Origin of the sequence: Psychrobacter sp. FDAARGOS_221, from assembly GCF_002313155.2 — a bacterium.
Taxonomy (GTDB): Bacteria; Pseudomonadota; Gammaproteobacteria; order Pseudomonadales; family Moraxellaceae; genus Psychrobacter.
Genome location: NZ_NWFK02000001.1, coordinates 496,189 through 511,426 on the forward strand (window position 1 = coordinate 496,189; position 15,238 = coordinate 511,426).

Here is a 15,238-nt window from a genome sequence, read left to right on the forward strand (position 1 = left end):
CAGTTCTAGTCTCATGATATGCTATATCTTTCAAAAAAAACAATAGCCGATTATGAATTCTACCGCCCAAAACACCCTTGAAGATACCCTGATTGTTCGCACTTTAATTGGTGCTGACTATGAGATCACGCACAGTGAGATGCTACAAAAAACATTGGCGCGTATTGATAAAAAAAAGCAAGGCATCACCACGCCCGATGAGCTGTGGATTGTTGAACACAATGATGTCTATACTTTAGGTCAAGCTGGCAAAAAAGAACATATCTTGCAGCAGACCAATACCCCTATTATTCAAACCGATCGTGGCGGACAGGTCACTTGGCACGGGATGGGGCAACTGGTCATTTATTGGCTGATTGATTTAAATACCCTCGGCTGGTCAGTGCGTGACTTGGTATCGCATGCAGAGCAAAGTATTGAAGATGTGCTCAATCGCACCCTGCAATCACACCCTGATGCCAATGGCCATACCTTTTATGCCAAAGCGCGCCAAGATGCGCCTGGGGTCTATATTTATAATCAAGATGATCTGATGCTCGGTAAGATTGCCTCATTAGGTTTTAAAATTAAGCATGGCTTTAGCTATCATGGTATTGCGCTTAATTTAACCTGTGATTTAAATGCGTTTAACGCCATCAATCCTTGTGGCTATGCTGGCATGCAGATGTTACGACTGGCCGACTTTGTGAGTCTAGATAAAGTTAGCCCTGAATCTGCTGACGAAACGTCTAATGACTTACAACCCAATCCTTCCCAAAAAGTCGATATCGTCGCAGGCAGTATTACTGAGCTTCAGACCACTCATGATTTGCTACACAATATTATGCAGCGTGAGGCCGGTAACATTACTCTACGTCGATCGCCAGACAGTAAACGTTAGCGAAACAACCAAACCAGTCTAGTTAAACGCTTGCTAGCCATTTAAAAACAGTCAAAATAATAAGAAAATCAATTAAGTAAAACAGAGCCCTTATATGATCACACCGCAGATGACGGATACCTCTTACAGCCCAACGCCAAACGCTAGCGCTCATGTTAGCAATAATACTGATGCGCACACAGAGGTCAGCACCAATAGCAACACTGAGGTCAAAGCTGACCCTGCCCTGCTAACAGATCCCAATACCCTGCATCTTGATCAGATTATTAGCGATGAGCAAACCCCTTGGCAGATTCATAACTGTAAGATTATTGATAAAACCCTCACTCAAGATGAGAAGCTACCTTTTATCTATCATTATGATGCCTTATCAGAAGAGGTCAAAGCAGCACATCCGCTCACTCCTGATTTGTTAAAACAGTTTCAAACGCCAGTATATGCCAGTGAAGCCGCTGACCTATTAAAGCTGCCTGCTGAGTTGATAAAAACACCATGGCAAGTAAAAGTCACCGGTACGCTGGTGATGTTTTGTGAACGATTACAACTTGCGCTGCGTTTAAAGTTTACCAATACCGCCAAACAGCGTGATCCAATTTATAGCAATACCCCAGAAGATGCGTTAAAAATAGCCTTGGAAAACTGGCATTTTTACGGTGATATCTTTGTGTTAAATAAAGGCAGCCGCCCGTTGGTTATGAGCTTGGATGATGAGTGGTTACAGATACCGCGCTCAGAAGATTACCAAGTATTGCCCGCTCAGTATACGCTGGCGTTATTGGCATTATTAGAGGAACAAAAGCAGCAATTGCCGCAGTTAACAGAAGCCATTGCATTACGATTGGCCTAAGGTCTGAAATCGTTAACTGCTAATAACACAATACTGAGTCAAATCATAATTTTAGTTTATACCTGCCAAAGAATTTTTGCTTTTACCAAAATAGCGTTTATAGGTTACAATGAGGATGATGATAATTTTGCTCATTGCTAGCAATCAAAAACTAACTATTTATTGCTAAACGATAGATGCTAAAAACAAAAACCCAATCATTTAATATAAGACCAAGCTAATTATCCAAACCAATTATAGTAATTGATTATATTGTTTTAAAAAGCTCGATAGACCCTAACCGAAAAAGCCACTTATAACAAAGAGTCCGTCTTTTAAAGTAAAAAGGAAATACTATGCAATATCGCTCTAAGACCTCTACCTCAGGCCGTAATATGGCAGGTGCCCGTGCGTTATGGCGCGCAACAGGCATGACAGATGGTGACTTTGACAAACCCATTATTGCCATTGCCAACTCCTTTACTCAGTTTGTACCCGGTCATGTGCATTTAAAAGACATGGGACAACTGGTTGCCCGTGAGATCGAAAGAGTCGGCGGTGTTGCCAAAGAATTTAATACCATTGCCGTTGATGATGGTATTGCCATGGGTCACAGCGGTATGCTGTATTCACTGCCTAGCCGTGATTTAATCGCCGATTCGGTTGAATACATGGTCAATGCGCACTGTGCAGACGCCTTAGTATGTATCTCTAACTGTGACAAAATCACCCCAGGGATGTTAATGGCCGCCATGCGCCTCAATATTCCAGTGATCTTCGTTTCAGGCGGTCCTATGGAAGCCGGTAAAGTATTGGCTGAAGACTTAGCGCCAAGTCACAATCTTGATGCGCCAGTTAATGAAGATGGCAAAGAGATTCGGAAGCTGGACTTAGTTGACGCCATGATTGATGCGGCGGACGACAATGTCAGTGACGCTGATGTGCTTCAGATTGAACGCTCTGCCTGCCCAACCTGTGGCTCATGCTCAGGTATGTTTACCGCTAACTCTATGAACTGCTTGACTGAAGCTCTGGGTCTGTCATTACCAGGTAACGGCTCATTATTAGCCACTCATGCCAAACGTGAAGCACTATTCTTAGAAGCCGGTCGACGCATCGTTGATTTGGCCAAGCGCCGCTATGAGCAAGATGATGAGTCAGTTCTACCACGCTCTATCGCAACCAAACAAGCCTTTGAAAACGCGATGAGTTTAGATATTGCCATGGGCGGTTCGACCAACACTATTTTGCACTTATTGGCCGCCGCTCATGAAGCCGAAGTTGACTTTAAAATGGCAGATATTGATCAATTAAGTCGCCGTGTGCCTTGTCTGTCAAAAGTCGCACCCGCCACTCAAAAATATCACATGGAAGATGTGCATCGTGCCGGCGGTGTGTTAGGTATCTTAGCCGAACTAAACCGTGCTGGCTTATTGCACACAAACTTACCAACGGTACACGCCAAGACCTTACAAGAAGCACTTGAAATGTGGGATGTGATGAATACTGATCATCCGAATCATCAAACCGCTCGTGACCTATATATCGCTGCACCAGGCGGCGTGCGTACCACTCAAGCATTCTCACAAAACAAAGCGTGGTCAAACTTAGACGTTAACCGTGAGTCTGGTTGTATCCGCTCTGTCGAACACGCCTACTCTACCGATGGCGGCCTTGCAGTATTATTCGGTAATATCGCTGAGCGTGGCTGTGTGGTGAAAACCGCTGGTGTTGATGACAGCATCTTAACCTTTACCGGTCGTGCACGTGTCTATGAATCACAAGATGCGGCGGTTGAAGCCATCTTGGCTGACGAAGTGGTCGCTGGTGATATCGTTATTATTCGCTATGAAGGTCCAAAAGGCGGACCGGGCATGCAAGAGATGCTATATCCAACCTCTTACTTAAAGTCAAAAGGTCTGGGTAAAGTGTGTGCCCTACTGACAGATGGTCGCTTCTCAGGCGGTACCTCTGGCTTGTCAATCGGACATGCCAGCCCAGAAGCCGCAGAAGGCGGTGCTATTGGTCTGGTTAATGAAGGCGATACCATTCACATCGACATTCCAAAACGTAGCATCCATTTAGACGTCAGCGATAGCGAATTAGCGCGCCGTCGTGAAGAAATGGAAGCACGTGGCAGCAAAGCTTGGAAACCAGTGAGCCGTGATCGTCATGTGACGCCAGCATTACGTGCTTATGCGGCGATGACCACTAGTGCTGATACTGGTGCGGTACGTGACGTTAGCCAAGTTGAGCGTTAATTTAGAACTTATAACCTTTAATACTCAAACGACTTGTCTTAAATCTAAGGCAAGTCGTTTTTTTATGCGTAAGTTTTCTATTCCAGGCATTTATAGTCAATTAAACCAGCCAGATTTAGTAAGCAGATTACACTAAATAGAAGAAAGTTAGCGCTAGCCAGATACTGATAAACACAAAAAAGGCCTGCATTACGCAGACCTTTTTTAATTTATTTAAATCTTATAGTTTATTCTATGCTAAACCTATAACCATACTCATAATAACCATAATTGTCGTTATAGATTTAAGCGTAGTGAGTCAGCAAGTGGCAAGTGTATTAATTACACCGCTTGTGACAGTGCTGATAAGGCACCTTTTAACATCGCCGATACCGTACTGGTATGCGTGCCGATGCCTGAGTAAATCTCACCATCAACATTCAATTGAATGTATGCCGCGGCACTGGCATTGGTTTTGTCAGAAGTCTCGTCATTGTCATCAGCGATGCTCTTAGCATTTTGTACTGGCTGACTAATAGCATGCTCAGCATAGTTAATAATATGCAGCTGTTTGCCTGTATGACGTGCTACGCCATCGATAAAGGCAGATAGCGGACCGTTACCTTTACCATTAACAGCCACTTCTTCACCATGCAAGGTCACTTGACCGTCAAACTCGACCTCACCACCAACGTTTTTCACGCTGTGATCTAACAGCTCATAACCACTGTTTTGTAAGTAAGTCTCTTCAAAGGCGGCCAAGATCTCTTCATTTTTCAACTCACGCGCCACGTCTTCCGCTTTTTGTTGTACCACACGGCTAAAGTCGATTTGCATCCAGCGTGGTAAGTTAAAGCCATAGTTGCGTTTTAGGATGTAAGCCACACCGCCTTTACCTGACTGACTGTTGATGCGTACCACGTCTTGATAGCCGCGGCCAATGTGTGCCGGATCAATTGGCAGATAAGCCACATCCCAGACGTTCTTGGTCTCTTCGCTGTTTTTCTCGTTATAATCCAGTGACTTCTTAATCGCGTCTTGATGCGAGCCACTAAAGGCGGTAAACACTAACTCACCGACGTAAGGATGACGTGGATGTACTGGCAAGTTATTACACTCACTCACCACTTGCACAATACGGTTCATATCACTTAGGTCAAGCTCTGGGTCGACACCTTGGCTGTATAAGTTCATCGCCATAATCATGATGTCCATATTACCGGTACGCTCGCCATTACCCAATAGCGTACCTTCAATACGATCCGCGCCAGCCAATACGCCTAGCTCGGCAGCAGCAACCGCACTACCTCTGTCATTATGAGTATGTAGACTGATAATGACGTGCTCACGGTTCTTAATATGACGGCAGAAGTACTCTACTTGGTCGGCATACACGTTTGGCATAGATGACTCAACCGTTGCTGGCAAGTTAATAATAACCTGCTGACCTTCCTCTGGCTTCCACACTTCATTGACCGCATCAACTACTTCGATGGCATAGTCTGGCTCAGTTTGGCTAAAGCTTTCTGGTGAATACTGGAATACCCACTCAGTGTCTGGATGCTTAGCGGCATGGTCTTGCAGCATTTTTGCGCCTTTAATCGCAATTTGCTTAATCTCTTCTAAGTTCTTAGCATACACTTTGTCGCGTTGTACACGGCTGGTTGAGTTATAAACGTGTACCACTGCACGACGAACACCTTTAAGCGCCTCAAAGGTACGCTCAATCAAATGTTCACGCGCTTGTACCAATACCTGAATGGTCACATCATCTGGAATATGACCTTCTTCGATTAGTTTACGGGCAAAATCAAACTCGACTTGTGCCGCTGAAGGAAAACCAATTTCAATTTCTTTAAAACCAACATCAACCAGCAGTTTAAAGAACTGCATTTTTTGATCAATAGTCATTGGGTCAATCAGTGCTTGGTTACCATCGCGTAAATCAACGCTGGCCCACATAGGTGCCTTCTCAATGGTTTTGTTTGGCCAAGTACGATCGGTTAAGTTTGGTGCAAACGCAAAAGGACGATATTTGCGAAAATCAAACGCATCAAACTTTGGCTTAACTTTAGGTTCTACCTGACTCATGGACTATCCTCTTTGATCTGTTGTCTGTGGTTTAAATGTAGGTAAAGGGGTTATGGAATTACTTATTTTTGCTTATTTGGATAACGCTTAGCAAGCTGAACTCTATTATTAATAATCAAATATAAATACATGAATATTTAATCTAAATAATAGTGCGAGCCGCTTGTTAACCATTACTTCTTTAACTTATCACTATCATATCAAAGTTTTAGAACAATATTCCTGCAAAAAACGTCCTTTTTTAGGCTATAATGAGTGAATATCACTAATTAATTACTAAATACTAGCCCTTTTAACTAATTTACTAACTCTAGGCTTCATATATGACCAAATCATCATCAAAAAAAGAACCCATGACTAGCAAAAGTCATGAGTCATACGAAATGGACGCCACTGATCGTCATATTTTAGAGCTATTACAACAAGATGCACGCATGAGCATTACCGATATCGCTGAAGCGGTGCATCTATCTGCCACGCCCTGCGCACGTCGTATCAAACGCTTAGAAGATGCCGGTATCATCATGGGATACCACACTCAGGTCAATCCACAAAAGCTGGGGTTCAGCTTAGCACTGTATATCGCAGTCAGTATGGACCGACATACTGCTGAACGCTTTGCACAATTTGAAAAAAAGATTCAAAGCTTTGAAGAAGTGGTCAGCTGCAGTATTGTCACCGGGCGCACAGAGGATTATTTGCTTAAAGTAGTGGTGCGAGATATGGCGCACTATGAAGAGTTTTTGTTGCACCGTTTGAACCGTATTGAAGGCGTCAGTCAAGTGCATACCAGCTTTGAGCTACGTCAGGTATTTACCCGCAATATTTTGTCCTGATAGGCACAATCCCAATGAAGCAACTTAAGCCTAATTAGCCAGACAATCTGACTCGCTAAACAGCTAACAGGCTTAAGCGCGAGTGGCATCGTCCATATCATCACGCTTTTCTGGCAGACGATTTGAAGCAACTTGATAGAATAATGCGGCCAGTAACACAATGCTAATTGGCACAAACATCGCCGCATAGCCAAATTTAAAATAAGCATAGGCACCAACCACGCCGCCACCACAGAAGCAATACCAAATAATCGCTTGAAAGCCCAAGGTCAGCTTGTTAATCGGGCGTCCTGCCAGCCAGTTGCCTATCGCAGCGCCCATATCTGAGGTCAAACCTGTCAAGTGAGTGGTACGAATAACCGCGCCACTATAGGTCGCTACCATCGCGTTTTGCAGGCCACACGCAGCGGCCGCCATTAACTGGCCTAAATAATCATGATGGAAAAACAACAGAAAGCTAAGCACCAATAATGCCGCTTCAACACCTAGCGCCACACCATATTGACGACCTAGACTCAAAGAGCGCTGTCCGATTAACAGACCACTTAAAATAGCGCCGGCCAAAAATGACAGTAATGAAGCCCCAATAAACAACACCGATGACCACTCTAATCGAGCCATCGCTGCTGAAAACAAACTTACGTTTCCAGTCACGTGCGATACAGATAAGTTGGTAAATCCACTTAAGGCAATAATATTGACACTGCCCGCACTGAAAGCCAAAATCGCACCACCAATTAAAATCCAACGAGGTAATTTGGTTATCATATGCCCTACTTTTTAGTTTGTATGCTAAAAATAAAAACCAATATCAACGTTAAAATGTCAGCCTAAGATGCTGATTGCCCTAGCAAGCTCACACGCGCATCATTGAACATATCCATATCTGGCGCCAGTGTTCGCATAAAACGATCAAAATACAACATTTGCTTGGTGAGCAGCGCAAAATCACGCGGGAAGTGAATGCCATGACGTTTGCCCACTTCGACAATCTCTAGCATCATTTTGTTTAGCTCATCGGCTTGTTCTTTGCTATTAAACGGCTTGCCACTGGTATAGGTTTTATCTTCGGCCATGATACGCGTGATCATTTTGGCCAAGTCCCCTGCCAGTTGCGCTTGATCCACTTGACCACGCTCATGAGTCATGCCCATATCTATCATGCAGCCGGCCATCGTGACGTAATCACTTTCTTGCAATGCCTGCATCATGCCCATACAGGCCTGCCAGCTCTCTGGCGCAAGCTTACCCACAATACCAAAGTCAATAAAACCAATACGCCCATCGGTCAATAACATCAGGTTACCGGCATGCAAATCAGCATGGAAACTGTTACCAAACATCAAGCTTGCAAACCAGGTATTAAGGGTATCAGCCATCACCTGCGCCGGATCATTGCAGTACTGGCGCATCGCGATTTCATCAACCATAGAGATACCATGCAAGCGGCTCATGGTCAGCACCCGTCTGGTAGTCAACTCATCAACCACTTCTGGCGCGATGACTCTGTCATTACCGGTCAAGCTCAAAAACTGCTGAAAATCTGCGATATTAGAAGCTTCGGCGATAAAGTCGGTCTCTGCCAACATACGAATACGTATCTCATCGATAATCGGTGATAAGCTGGCAAATTTCATTTGTGGCATTAAGCGCTCTAGCATGCGAGTCACGCCATGCAGCACCCCTAAGTCGGTTTGCATGATGACTTCGACATCTGGTTTTTGCACTTTTAGCACCACTTCACGCCCATCTGGCAGTGTTGCGGCATGCACCTGCGCAATACTGGCAGAAGCCAAAGGCTCAGGATCAATGTGCGCAAACAAGTCTTCGAGACGCTGCCCTGGCTGTAGCAACTCTTCTTGCAATACCTGCTCGATATACTTGTAAGGTAACGGTGTGGTTTGATCCAAACAGCCTTGAAAGGCAATCACATATTCACGTGGGAATAACGATGGCGTACTGGCAATAAATTGGCCAATCTTAATATAAGTGGTGCCAAGCTGCTCAAAAGTCTCTCGCAACATGACCGCATCAGGACGCTCACCTTTTGCCACACGCAAGGCAGATAATCCCATCACGCTAGCAGTTTGACGGACACGATTGGCAACATTAAAGGATTTTTTTAATAAATTGGGCATGGTGTTGGGTATCGTTTTATGGAATGTTATCGTTAAGGTAATCTGTTAAATGCCGGCTATATTAGCACACCCTGTTTTAACTTTAACCCGTCATCGCTGACTTCACAGCTCAATAATACGCTGAATGATACTCTTGATATCGCTCTTGATAGCCCTATAGATACTGCTCTAGATAACGCGCTAAACAAAAGGGACTGACTTTAGATAACTTTGATTAGATATAGTCAAAGAAGTCAAAAATGGTTACAAGGCAACCGAGCGTAAGTACTACAAATGTAGGCTTAGCGAGGTTAACACCGTAAGCGTTTAGTAGTTCGCTGATTATAGCTCTGATTAGATATCTTTGACTCAATGGCATTGAATATGGCATTGAGTCATTAACCTTAGCTAACTAGATATGTAAATCGTGGCCGCAGCGGTCACAGAACTGAGCACCTGAGGCATGACCAAACTTACCACAGTTAGGACAAGTGACTGGATGCAGCTGAGGTCGCATGCTTTTGGTTAACTCTGCCGTGAAGATACCGGTTGGTACCGCAATGATAGAGTAACCAGTCATCATCACCATGGTCGCAATGAACTGACCCAGCGGCGTTTTGGGTGACATATCACCATAACCGACCGTGGTTAGGGTTACCGTTGCCCAATAAATAGAAACTGGGATACTGGTAAAGCCATTTTCTGGCCCCTCTACCACATAAATCACCGATCCGAAGATCATTACCAGCAATACAAGCGATAAGAAGAAAACCGTAATCTTATGCTGACTGGTCTTTAATGCTGAGGCTAAGAAGCCCGCTTGCTGCATATATGATTTAAGTTTTAGCACCCTAAACACGCGTAAAATACGTAAAATACGCACCACAATCAGATACTGAACGCCGCCAAATATTAAGCTCAAATAGCTTGGTAATACGGACAGTAAATCCACCAGGCCAAAAAAGCTAAACGCATAGCGCAGTCTATTCGGCGCTGAGAATAGGCGTAGGAGATATTCTAGGGTAAATAAAATGGTAAAGAACCATTCGGCATAAAAGAAGATCGTTCCGTATTGCAATCGCAAATACAATACACTATCAAGCATCACGACCGCGACACTGGCAGCAATGGCGATCAGTAAGGTGATGTCAAAAAACTTACCTAAAGGCGTGTCTGTACCTTCGATGATAATATGGATACGATCACGTAAGTTATTTAGGGTATTCGATGATAGTTTTTTCATAAATATAGGTAACTGGTCTATAATAGGCAGTTATTATACGTGAATATCTTTGTAATGTTACCACTTACACCCACTTTGTTGTTAATACGCTGTTTTTGATAACACAGCATCCCTTTTTTGATTAGTTAAACCTAACCACTTCCATTTAACCAATAAGGATAAAATATTATGGCAGGTCATTCTAAATGGGCAAATATTAAGCACAAGAAGGCCAAAGAAGACGCCAAGCGTGGCAAAATCTTTACCAAAATTATTCGTGAATTGGTCTCTGCAACCAAGCAAGGTGATCCCGATCCAGATACCAACCCACGCCTACGTGCAGCTGTAGAAAAGGCACTGTCAGCCAACATGACCAAAGACACCATTCAGCGCGCTATTGAGCGTGGTGCTGGTAACTCTGAAGGCGGCGAAATGGATGAGCTGACCTATGAAGGTTATGGCATTGGCGGTGTGGCGGTATTGGTTGAAACCATGACCGACAACGTCAACCGTACGGTCAGTGAAGTGCGCCATGCCTTTACTAAGTTTGACGGTAACCTAGGTACGTCAGGCTCGGTTGCCTATCTGTTTAGCAAACGTGGTGAGATTATCTTTGATGACACCTCTCTTGAAGACGACATCATGCTAGTGGCGTTAGATGCTGGCGCGCTTGATATCGAAAATGACGGTGAGTCATTATTGGTCATCACTGAACCTGACGACTTTGGTAAAGTGAAAGACGCGCTAAATGAAGCAGGCTTCGAGTCTAGCAACGCTGAAGTTACCATGTCACCTTCAACCACAGCTATCATCGATAATATTGAAGATGCTGAAAAAGTGATGAAGATGATCGACATGTTAGAAGATTTAGATGATGTTCAGGATGTTTACACCAACGTTGACTTCCCTGACGAGATTCTTGATCAGCTAAACGCTTAAGCCTAAAGTCCCTCTATACATACTTTTAGGCTGGGTCGCTTGCTGTTTACTTGCGACCCGAATCAAGGTCATTGTTTACAATGAGCGTGACTAATTTCATCAAAATCTTGTTTCGTTAAATTAAAGCCGTCCTGTTAAAGTTACTTATTTGGCTTGGTTTTACTTAGCTTTACTTGATTTTGCCTTGTTTTTATTAGTTACGCTCATTAGTTTATGGCTTGGATAACGCGTAATGTGAATCTGATCGAAGTCGCTATTATGAGTCAAAGTGATATGCGATGCGGGCTCAGTTAATATACACTCCGATTGATATTTATCGGTATGCACCAATAGCCATAACGCATCCAGCGCTCGTCTTGTTTTATACCCCGCCACTTTATGCGCTTTCTTATCCATCACCTGGTCAACATCCTGTTGCGTAATCGGTGATAACGATAAATGCTGTCGCCGCTGCAAAAACTGATCATTTGGCATATATAACGTTTTTACCGGCAGTTTAAATCGCTCAAAGTTTGGCAAACACCCCTCTACCTCCCCTATCATCGCTTGTTGCTGCAATCTTCGTTTTGCTGCTGCTTGCAATCCTTGCCAATACCATCGCTTTGCGATCAAATCATGATCACCCATGTTGTCACGCAGACGCGGTAATGTGGTCAATTCAACACCGATATAAATAATCCGACCATCTTTTGCAAAAATTAAGGTGAAATCAGGCTCTTGCCCATCATCTTTACCCGAAATGATATCTATCGGATCTAAACCCTCAATCGCTAAATAATGGCTTAAGTACACCCATTCGCGTTGGCGCTTGATTTGATTCTGCCGACTGCCTGGCTCAATGACTTTATGAGGTGCTTGATGTTGTGTGGCAGTGATCAATTGATCAGACTTGGATAGGTTTTGGATAGAAGAGTTTTTATTAAGTGAACTTTTACTGGATGAATATTGACTAAATAGGCTTTGATTTATGCAGTGACCGTTTAAACCATTTGAGTTAAATCGTTGTTGTAAAAAACTCTCTTCGAAACAACTCTTTTGAAACAAGGCATCTTGGTATAAATGGTGCTGGGCTAAATTGTCTAAACCATAAGGATAATAGGTATGAATGCGGTTAGATTGAATCGATGACAGCTTACTCATAGCAGCAACCCATCGCTGCTGTTATGCTGTAAACCATGCCAATATCTGACGACTTGCAAGGTTTGATAGATGCTTATTAAGCCAACTATCGATAGATAAGGTGCTAATGGATAAGGGGCGAATACAGTCATCACTTAGCCTTATTTATAATTATTCCTTTAAGGCTAAACTAACAACTTAATAAGACAATTTTATGACAACTATTATGCCAGTAATGACCTTTCCTATTTGATGCACTCCTGATATTACTTGGCTTTATACCATTGCGGTGCTGACTTTATTTACTATATATTTGAGCTTTTGATTGCTCTAGTTGCAGCAAATACTGCTTTTTATCAATCCCGCCGGTATAACCGCCCAACCCGCCACCAGTTGCAATCACCCGATGGCAAGGAATAATAATACTAAATGGATTTTTGCCATTGGCATTGGCCACAGCACGATACGCGGTCGGCTGACCAATATTTTTTGCCAATTGTGCGTAACTGATGGTTTGACCATACTCAATTTGTTGCAGCGCGCGCCAAACTTTTTGCTGAAATGTAGTTCCCAAACGCCAATCAAGCTTGATATCAAACTCTTTTCGCTCACCATTAGCGTATTGGCCTAGCTGCTCAATCACTTCTAGCAACAGTAATTCAGTTTTGTTTTCTTTGCTTAGGCTATTTTTATCAATAAACCTAAACTCATCATCACTAAGCTGATACTGCTTTTTTAGCATAACAATCGATTTTGAGTCATACCACGCCTGCTGCTCAGCTAACCAGTCAACTGTGACCAATCGATCGTTGTCGGCAATCAGCAGTAGCCTAAATTGTGCAATATCTGTAGTCGTAACTATCATCATCGAATGTCTCAAATAAAAAAATGGCACCTGTATGATGCCATTTTTTATCATTAATTAGAAACGCTAGTCATTAGAAACAGTATTAATTTGAAACTACAGTTAGCAATATGCTAAATGAACTTTCCTCATCAGTTTCAAATTTTATTCTTCAGTTTCAAATAATGCGGCCACAAACTGCTTCGGACTAAAGGCGCGTAAATCATCAATAGATTCACCAACCCCAATAAATCGAATCGGAATGTCTGTGGTATTGGCGATATTAAACACCACACCGCCTTTTGCCGTACCGTCTAACTTAGTAATGGTAATACCAGTTAATGGCACGGCATCATTAAAGATATTAACCTGATTGATTGCGTTTTGACCAGTACCTGCATCCAGCACAATCATACCTTCGTGCGGCGCCGTTGGATCAGCTTTACGCATCACACGTACCACTTTTTCAAGCTCAGCCATTAAGTAAGTTTTGTTTTGTAGACGCCCAGCAGTATCGGCAATCAAGACGTCAATATTTTTGGCTTTGGCTGACTGCATCGCATCGAACACCACAGACGCACTGTCGGCACCATGACCTTGAGCAATTACCGGAATGTTATTGCGCTCACCCCAAACTTGTAGCTGCTCTGTCGCGGCGGCACGGAAAGTATCACCTGCTGCCAGCATCACTGACTTGCCTTCAGCTTGCAAACGCTTGGCCAGCTTACCAATGGTAGTGGTTTTACCCACACCGTTCACCCCTACCACTAAGATGACAAATGGCTTCTTCGAGGTATCAATGATTAACGGCGCAACTTTTGGCTCTAGAATCTCAACCAACTCTTTTTGAAGTGCTTTATATAATGAGTGCGAATAAATCAAATCACCACGCGCCGTCTGTTCGGTCAAGCTGGTGATAATCTTATTGGTCGCATCCACACCGATATCAGCCACTAATAGCTGATCTTCGACCTCTTCTAACAGCTCATCATCAATCTCTTTACCACCAATAAGGATATTGGCCACACCTTCGGCTAGGTTTTTACGTGATTTAGTCAGGCCTGACTTCATACGCGCAAACCAACCACCACGCTTTTTATTCTGCTTTGATTCTTCAGACTCTTGCTGCTCGGCCATTGGCTGTGATTGCGCAACAGGTTCTGGCTGTGGCTGTACAGGTGTCGGCTCTGGAACATGTTTTGGTTGTGGCGCTGACTCTGATAGTGTCGCTGGACTAGGTTCTGATACTGGCGTTGGCTGTGGTGCTGGCGCTGCTTGAGGCTCAGGCTGTAAATTAACAGCCGCATCAGACGCTTGCTCAACACGTGGCGTCTCAATCACCTCTATGTCTTCATTGACAGGCAGACTCGGTAGCGTGATGTCATCATCGTCTAGCTCATCTAAACTACCATCTAGATCGATCACCACTCGGGTTGGATTGTTTGTATTATTCATGGAAATCTCTTATTTAATTAATCACTTAGATTTTGTCGAATGCTATTTTATATGTTTGATTGATATCAGTTTTAATTTTACTGAGTGCGCGATAAGTTAGGCGCATTTATAGTGGGTAATGAATTATTGTGCTTAGTTTACCATAACTACCCCAAAGCTTGATAAATCACCCTATTTAGAGGCCAAAAATAAAAAAAATGACTTTTTTTCAAAATAATTGCAAAAAAGGTTTGACAGATGTTTTTTTATCTATATAATACGCACCTACATTCAGAGGACATAGCGAAGAAGCTTAGCTCTAAATGTAAGCAAATCGGGTGATTAGCTCAGTTGGTAGAGCGTCTGCCTTACACGCAGAATGTCGGCAGTTCGAGCCTGTCATCACCCACCACTCTTTATAGAGTATCACTTCTTTAGAAAGTGGCTAAACATTCTAAAGCGACCTAAGCAGCGGTAGTTCAGTTGGTTAGAATACCGGCCTGTCACGCCGGGGGTCGCGGGTTCGAGTCCCGTCCGCTGCGCCATATTTTAAAACTTATGTTTTATCAAAAGTTTCAGCCCTAGATATTAAGTTATCTAGGGTTTTTTTGTGGGTGATGATTTTAGCTATCCTCTTTCAAAGCCTTTATTAACAAGACTTTTACAGAAAGTAAAAGTCACATCTTAAAA

The 15,238-nt window shown here is 43.3% G+C and carries 12 protein-coding genes and 2 tRNA genes; 7 read left to right on the plus strand and 7 right to left on the minus strand.

The features are described 5' to 3' along the window. Positions 1–52: 52 nt before the first annotated feature. The 3 genes from lipB (at position 53) to ilvD (ending at position 3,967) form a co-directional block, all read left to right on the plus strand. Complete coding sequence (lipB, locus tag A6J60_RS02095; RefSeq protein WP_096064532.1) at positions 53–880, plus strand: lipoyl(octanoyl) transferase LipB; 828 nt, start codon at positions 53–55, stop codon at positions 878–880. 94 nt (positions 881–974) lie between these two features. Then, the gene (locus A6J60_RS02100) at positions 975–1,727 is read left to right on the plus strand and encodes a hypothetical protein (RefSeq protein WP_096064533.1); all 753 of its coding nucleotides are present in this window, start codon (positions 975–977) and stop codon (positions 1,725–1,727) included. A gap of 335 nt (positions 1,728–2,062) precedes the next feature. After that, positions 2,063–3,967 carry a dihydroxy-acid dehydratase gene (ilvD, locus tag A6J60_RS02105; protein ID WP_096064534.1) on the plus strand — a complete coding sequence of 635 codons (1,905 nt, stop codon included), beginning with the start codon at positions 2,063–2,065 and terminating at the stop codon, positions 3,965–3,967. A gap of 321 nt (positions 3,968–4,288) precedes the next feature. Here ilvD and leuA read toward each other — a convergent pair whose 3' ends face one another. Then, positions 4,289–6,037, minus strand: coding sequence for a 2-isopropylmalate synthase (gene leuA, locus A6J60_RS02110; RefSeq protein WP_096064535.1), 1,749 nt, complete (start codon positions 6,035–6,037; stop codon positions 4,289–4,291). A gap of 353 nt (positions 6,038–6,390) precedes the next feature. Between leuA and A6J60_RS02115 the strand changes: the two genes are divergently transcribed. Beyond that, complete coding sequence (locus A6J60_RS02115; protein ID WP_096066426.1) at positions 6,391–6,873, plus strand: Lrp/AsnC family transcriptional regulator; 483 nt, start codon at positions 6,391–6,393, stop codon at positions 6,871–6,873. A gap of 72 nt (positions 6,874–6,945) precedes the next feature. On the opposite strand, the gene A6J60_RS02120 is transcribed toward A6J60_RS02115, so the two are convergent. From A6J60_RS02120 to A6J60_RS02130, 3 genes are all read right to left on the minus strand, one after another. Beyond that, positions 6,946–7,641, minus strand: coding sequence for a YoaK family protein (locus tag A6J60_RS02120; protein ID WP_096064536.1), 696 nt, complete (start codon positions 7,639–7,641; stop codon positions 6,946–6,948). A 62-nt stretch (positions 7,642–7,703) separates the two neighbouring features. Beyond that, a complete protein-coding gene (locus tag A6J60_RS02125; protein ID WP_096064537.1) occupies positions 7,704–9,011 on the minus strand; it encodes an ABC1 kinase family protein in 1,308 nt (435 codons plus the stop codon). A gap of 391 nt (positions 9,012–9,402) precedes the next feature. Further along, positions 9,403–10,233, minus strand: a complete 831-nt coding sequence (locus A6J60_RS02130; protein WP_096064538.1) for an ion transporter — start codon at positions 10,231–10,233, stop codon at positions 9,403–9,405. 168 nt (positions 10,234–10,401) lie between these two features. Here A6J60_RS02130 and A6J60_RS02135 point away from each other — a divergent pair, with 168 nt between their 5' ends. After that, a complete protein-coding gene (locus A6J60_RS02135; protein WP_096064539.1) occupies positions 10,402–11,151 on the plus strand; it encodes a YebC/PmpR family DNA-binding transcriptional regulator in 750 nt (249 codons plus the stop codon). Positions 11,152–11,310: 159 nt separating this feature from the next. Here the strand turns inward: A6J60_RS02135 and A6J60_RS02140 are convergent, their stop codons facing one another. The 3 genes from A6J60_RS02140 to ftsY all read right to left on the minus strand — a co-directional run bounded on the left by A6J60_RS02140 (position 11,311) and on the right by ftsY (position 14,569). Beyond that, on the minus strand, positions 11,311–12,291 hold the full coding sequence (locus A6J60_RS02140; protein ID WP_096064540.1) for a hypothetical protein: 981 nt from the start codon (positions 12,289–12,291) through the stop codon (positions 11,311–11,313). Between the two features lie 277 nt (positions 12,292–12,568). Further along, positions 12,569–13,138, minus strand: a complete 570-nt coding sequence (locus tag A6J60_RS02145; RefSeq protein WP_413772354.1) for a methylated-DNA--[protein]-cysteine S-methyltransferase — start codon at positions 13,136–13,138, stop codon at positions 12,569–12,571. Positions 13,139–13,279: 141 nt separating this feature from the next. Beyond that, the gene (gene ftsY / locus A6J60_RS02150; RefSeq protein WP_227526033.1) at positions 13,280–14,569 is read right to left on the minus strand and encodes a signal recognition particle-docking protein FtsY; all 1,290 of its coding nucleotides are present in this window, start codon (positions 14,567–14,569) and stop codon (positions 13,280–13,282) included. 315 nt (positions 14,570–14,884) lie between these two features. Between ftsY and A6J60_RS02155 the strand changes: the two genes are divergently transcribed. After that, positions 14,885–14,960 (plus strand) — tRNA-Val (locus A6J60_RS02155). 56 nt (positions 14,961–15,016) lie between these two features. Next, positions 15,017–15,093, plus strand: a tRNA-Asp gene (locus A6J60_RS02160). Positions 15,094–15,238: the final 145 nt, after the last annotated feature.

Excerpts from the sequence above, each read along its gene's own strand:
- lipB (WP_096064532.1), top strand. The coding sequence starts at position 53 with ATGAATTCTACCGCCCAAAACACCCTTGAAGATACCCTGATTGTTCGC.
- A6J60_RS02100 (WP_096064533.1), top strand. The coding sequence starts at position 975 with ATGATCACACCGCAGATGACGGATACCTCTTACAGCCCAACGCCAAAC.
- ilvD (WP_096064534.1), top strand. The coding sequence starts at position 2,063 with ATGCAATATCGCTCTAAGACCTCTACCTCAGGCCGTAATATGGCAGGT.
- leuA (WP_096064535.1), bottom strand. The coding sequence starts at position 6,037 with ATGAGTCAGGTAGAACCTAAAGTTAAGCCAAAGTTTGATGCGTTTGAT.
- A6J60_RS02115 (WP_096066426.1), top strand. The coding sequence starts at position 6,391 with ATGACTAGCAAAAGTCATGAGTCATACGAAATGGACGCCACTGATCGT.
- A6J60_RS02120 (WP_096064536.1), bottom strand. The coding sequence starts at position 7,641 with ATGATAACCAAATTACCTCGTTGGATTTTAATTGGTGGTGCGATTTTG.
- A6J60_RS02125 (WP_096064537.1), bottom strand. The coding sequence starts at position 9,011 with ATGCCCAATTTATTAAAAAAATCCTTTAATGTTGCCAATCGTGTCCGT.
- A6J60_RS02130 (WP_096064538.1), bottom strand. The coding sequence starts at position 10,233 with ATGAAAAAACTATCATCGAATACCCTAAATAACTTACGTGATCGTATC.
- A6J60_RS02135 (WP_096064539.1), top strand. The coding sequence starts at position 10,402 with ATGGCAGGTCATTCTAAATGGGCAAATATTAAGCACAAGAAGGCCAAA.
- A6J60_RS02140 (WP_096064540.1), bottom strand. The coding sequence starts at position 12,291 with ATGAGTAAGCTGTCATCGATTCAATCTAACCGCATTCATACCTATTAT.
- A6J60_RS02145 (WP_413772354.1), bottom strand. The coding sequence starts at position 13,138 with ATGATGATAGTTACGACTACAGATATTGCACAATTTAGGCTACTGCTG.
- ftsY (WP_227526033.1), bottom strand. The coding sequence starts at position 14,569 with ATGAATAATACAAACAATCCAACCCGAGTGGTGATCGATCTAGATGGT.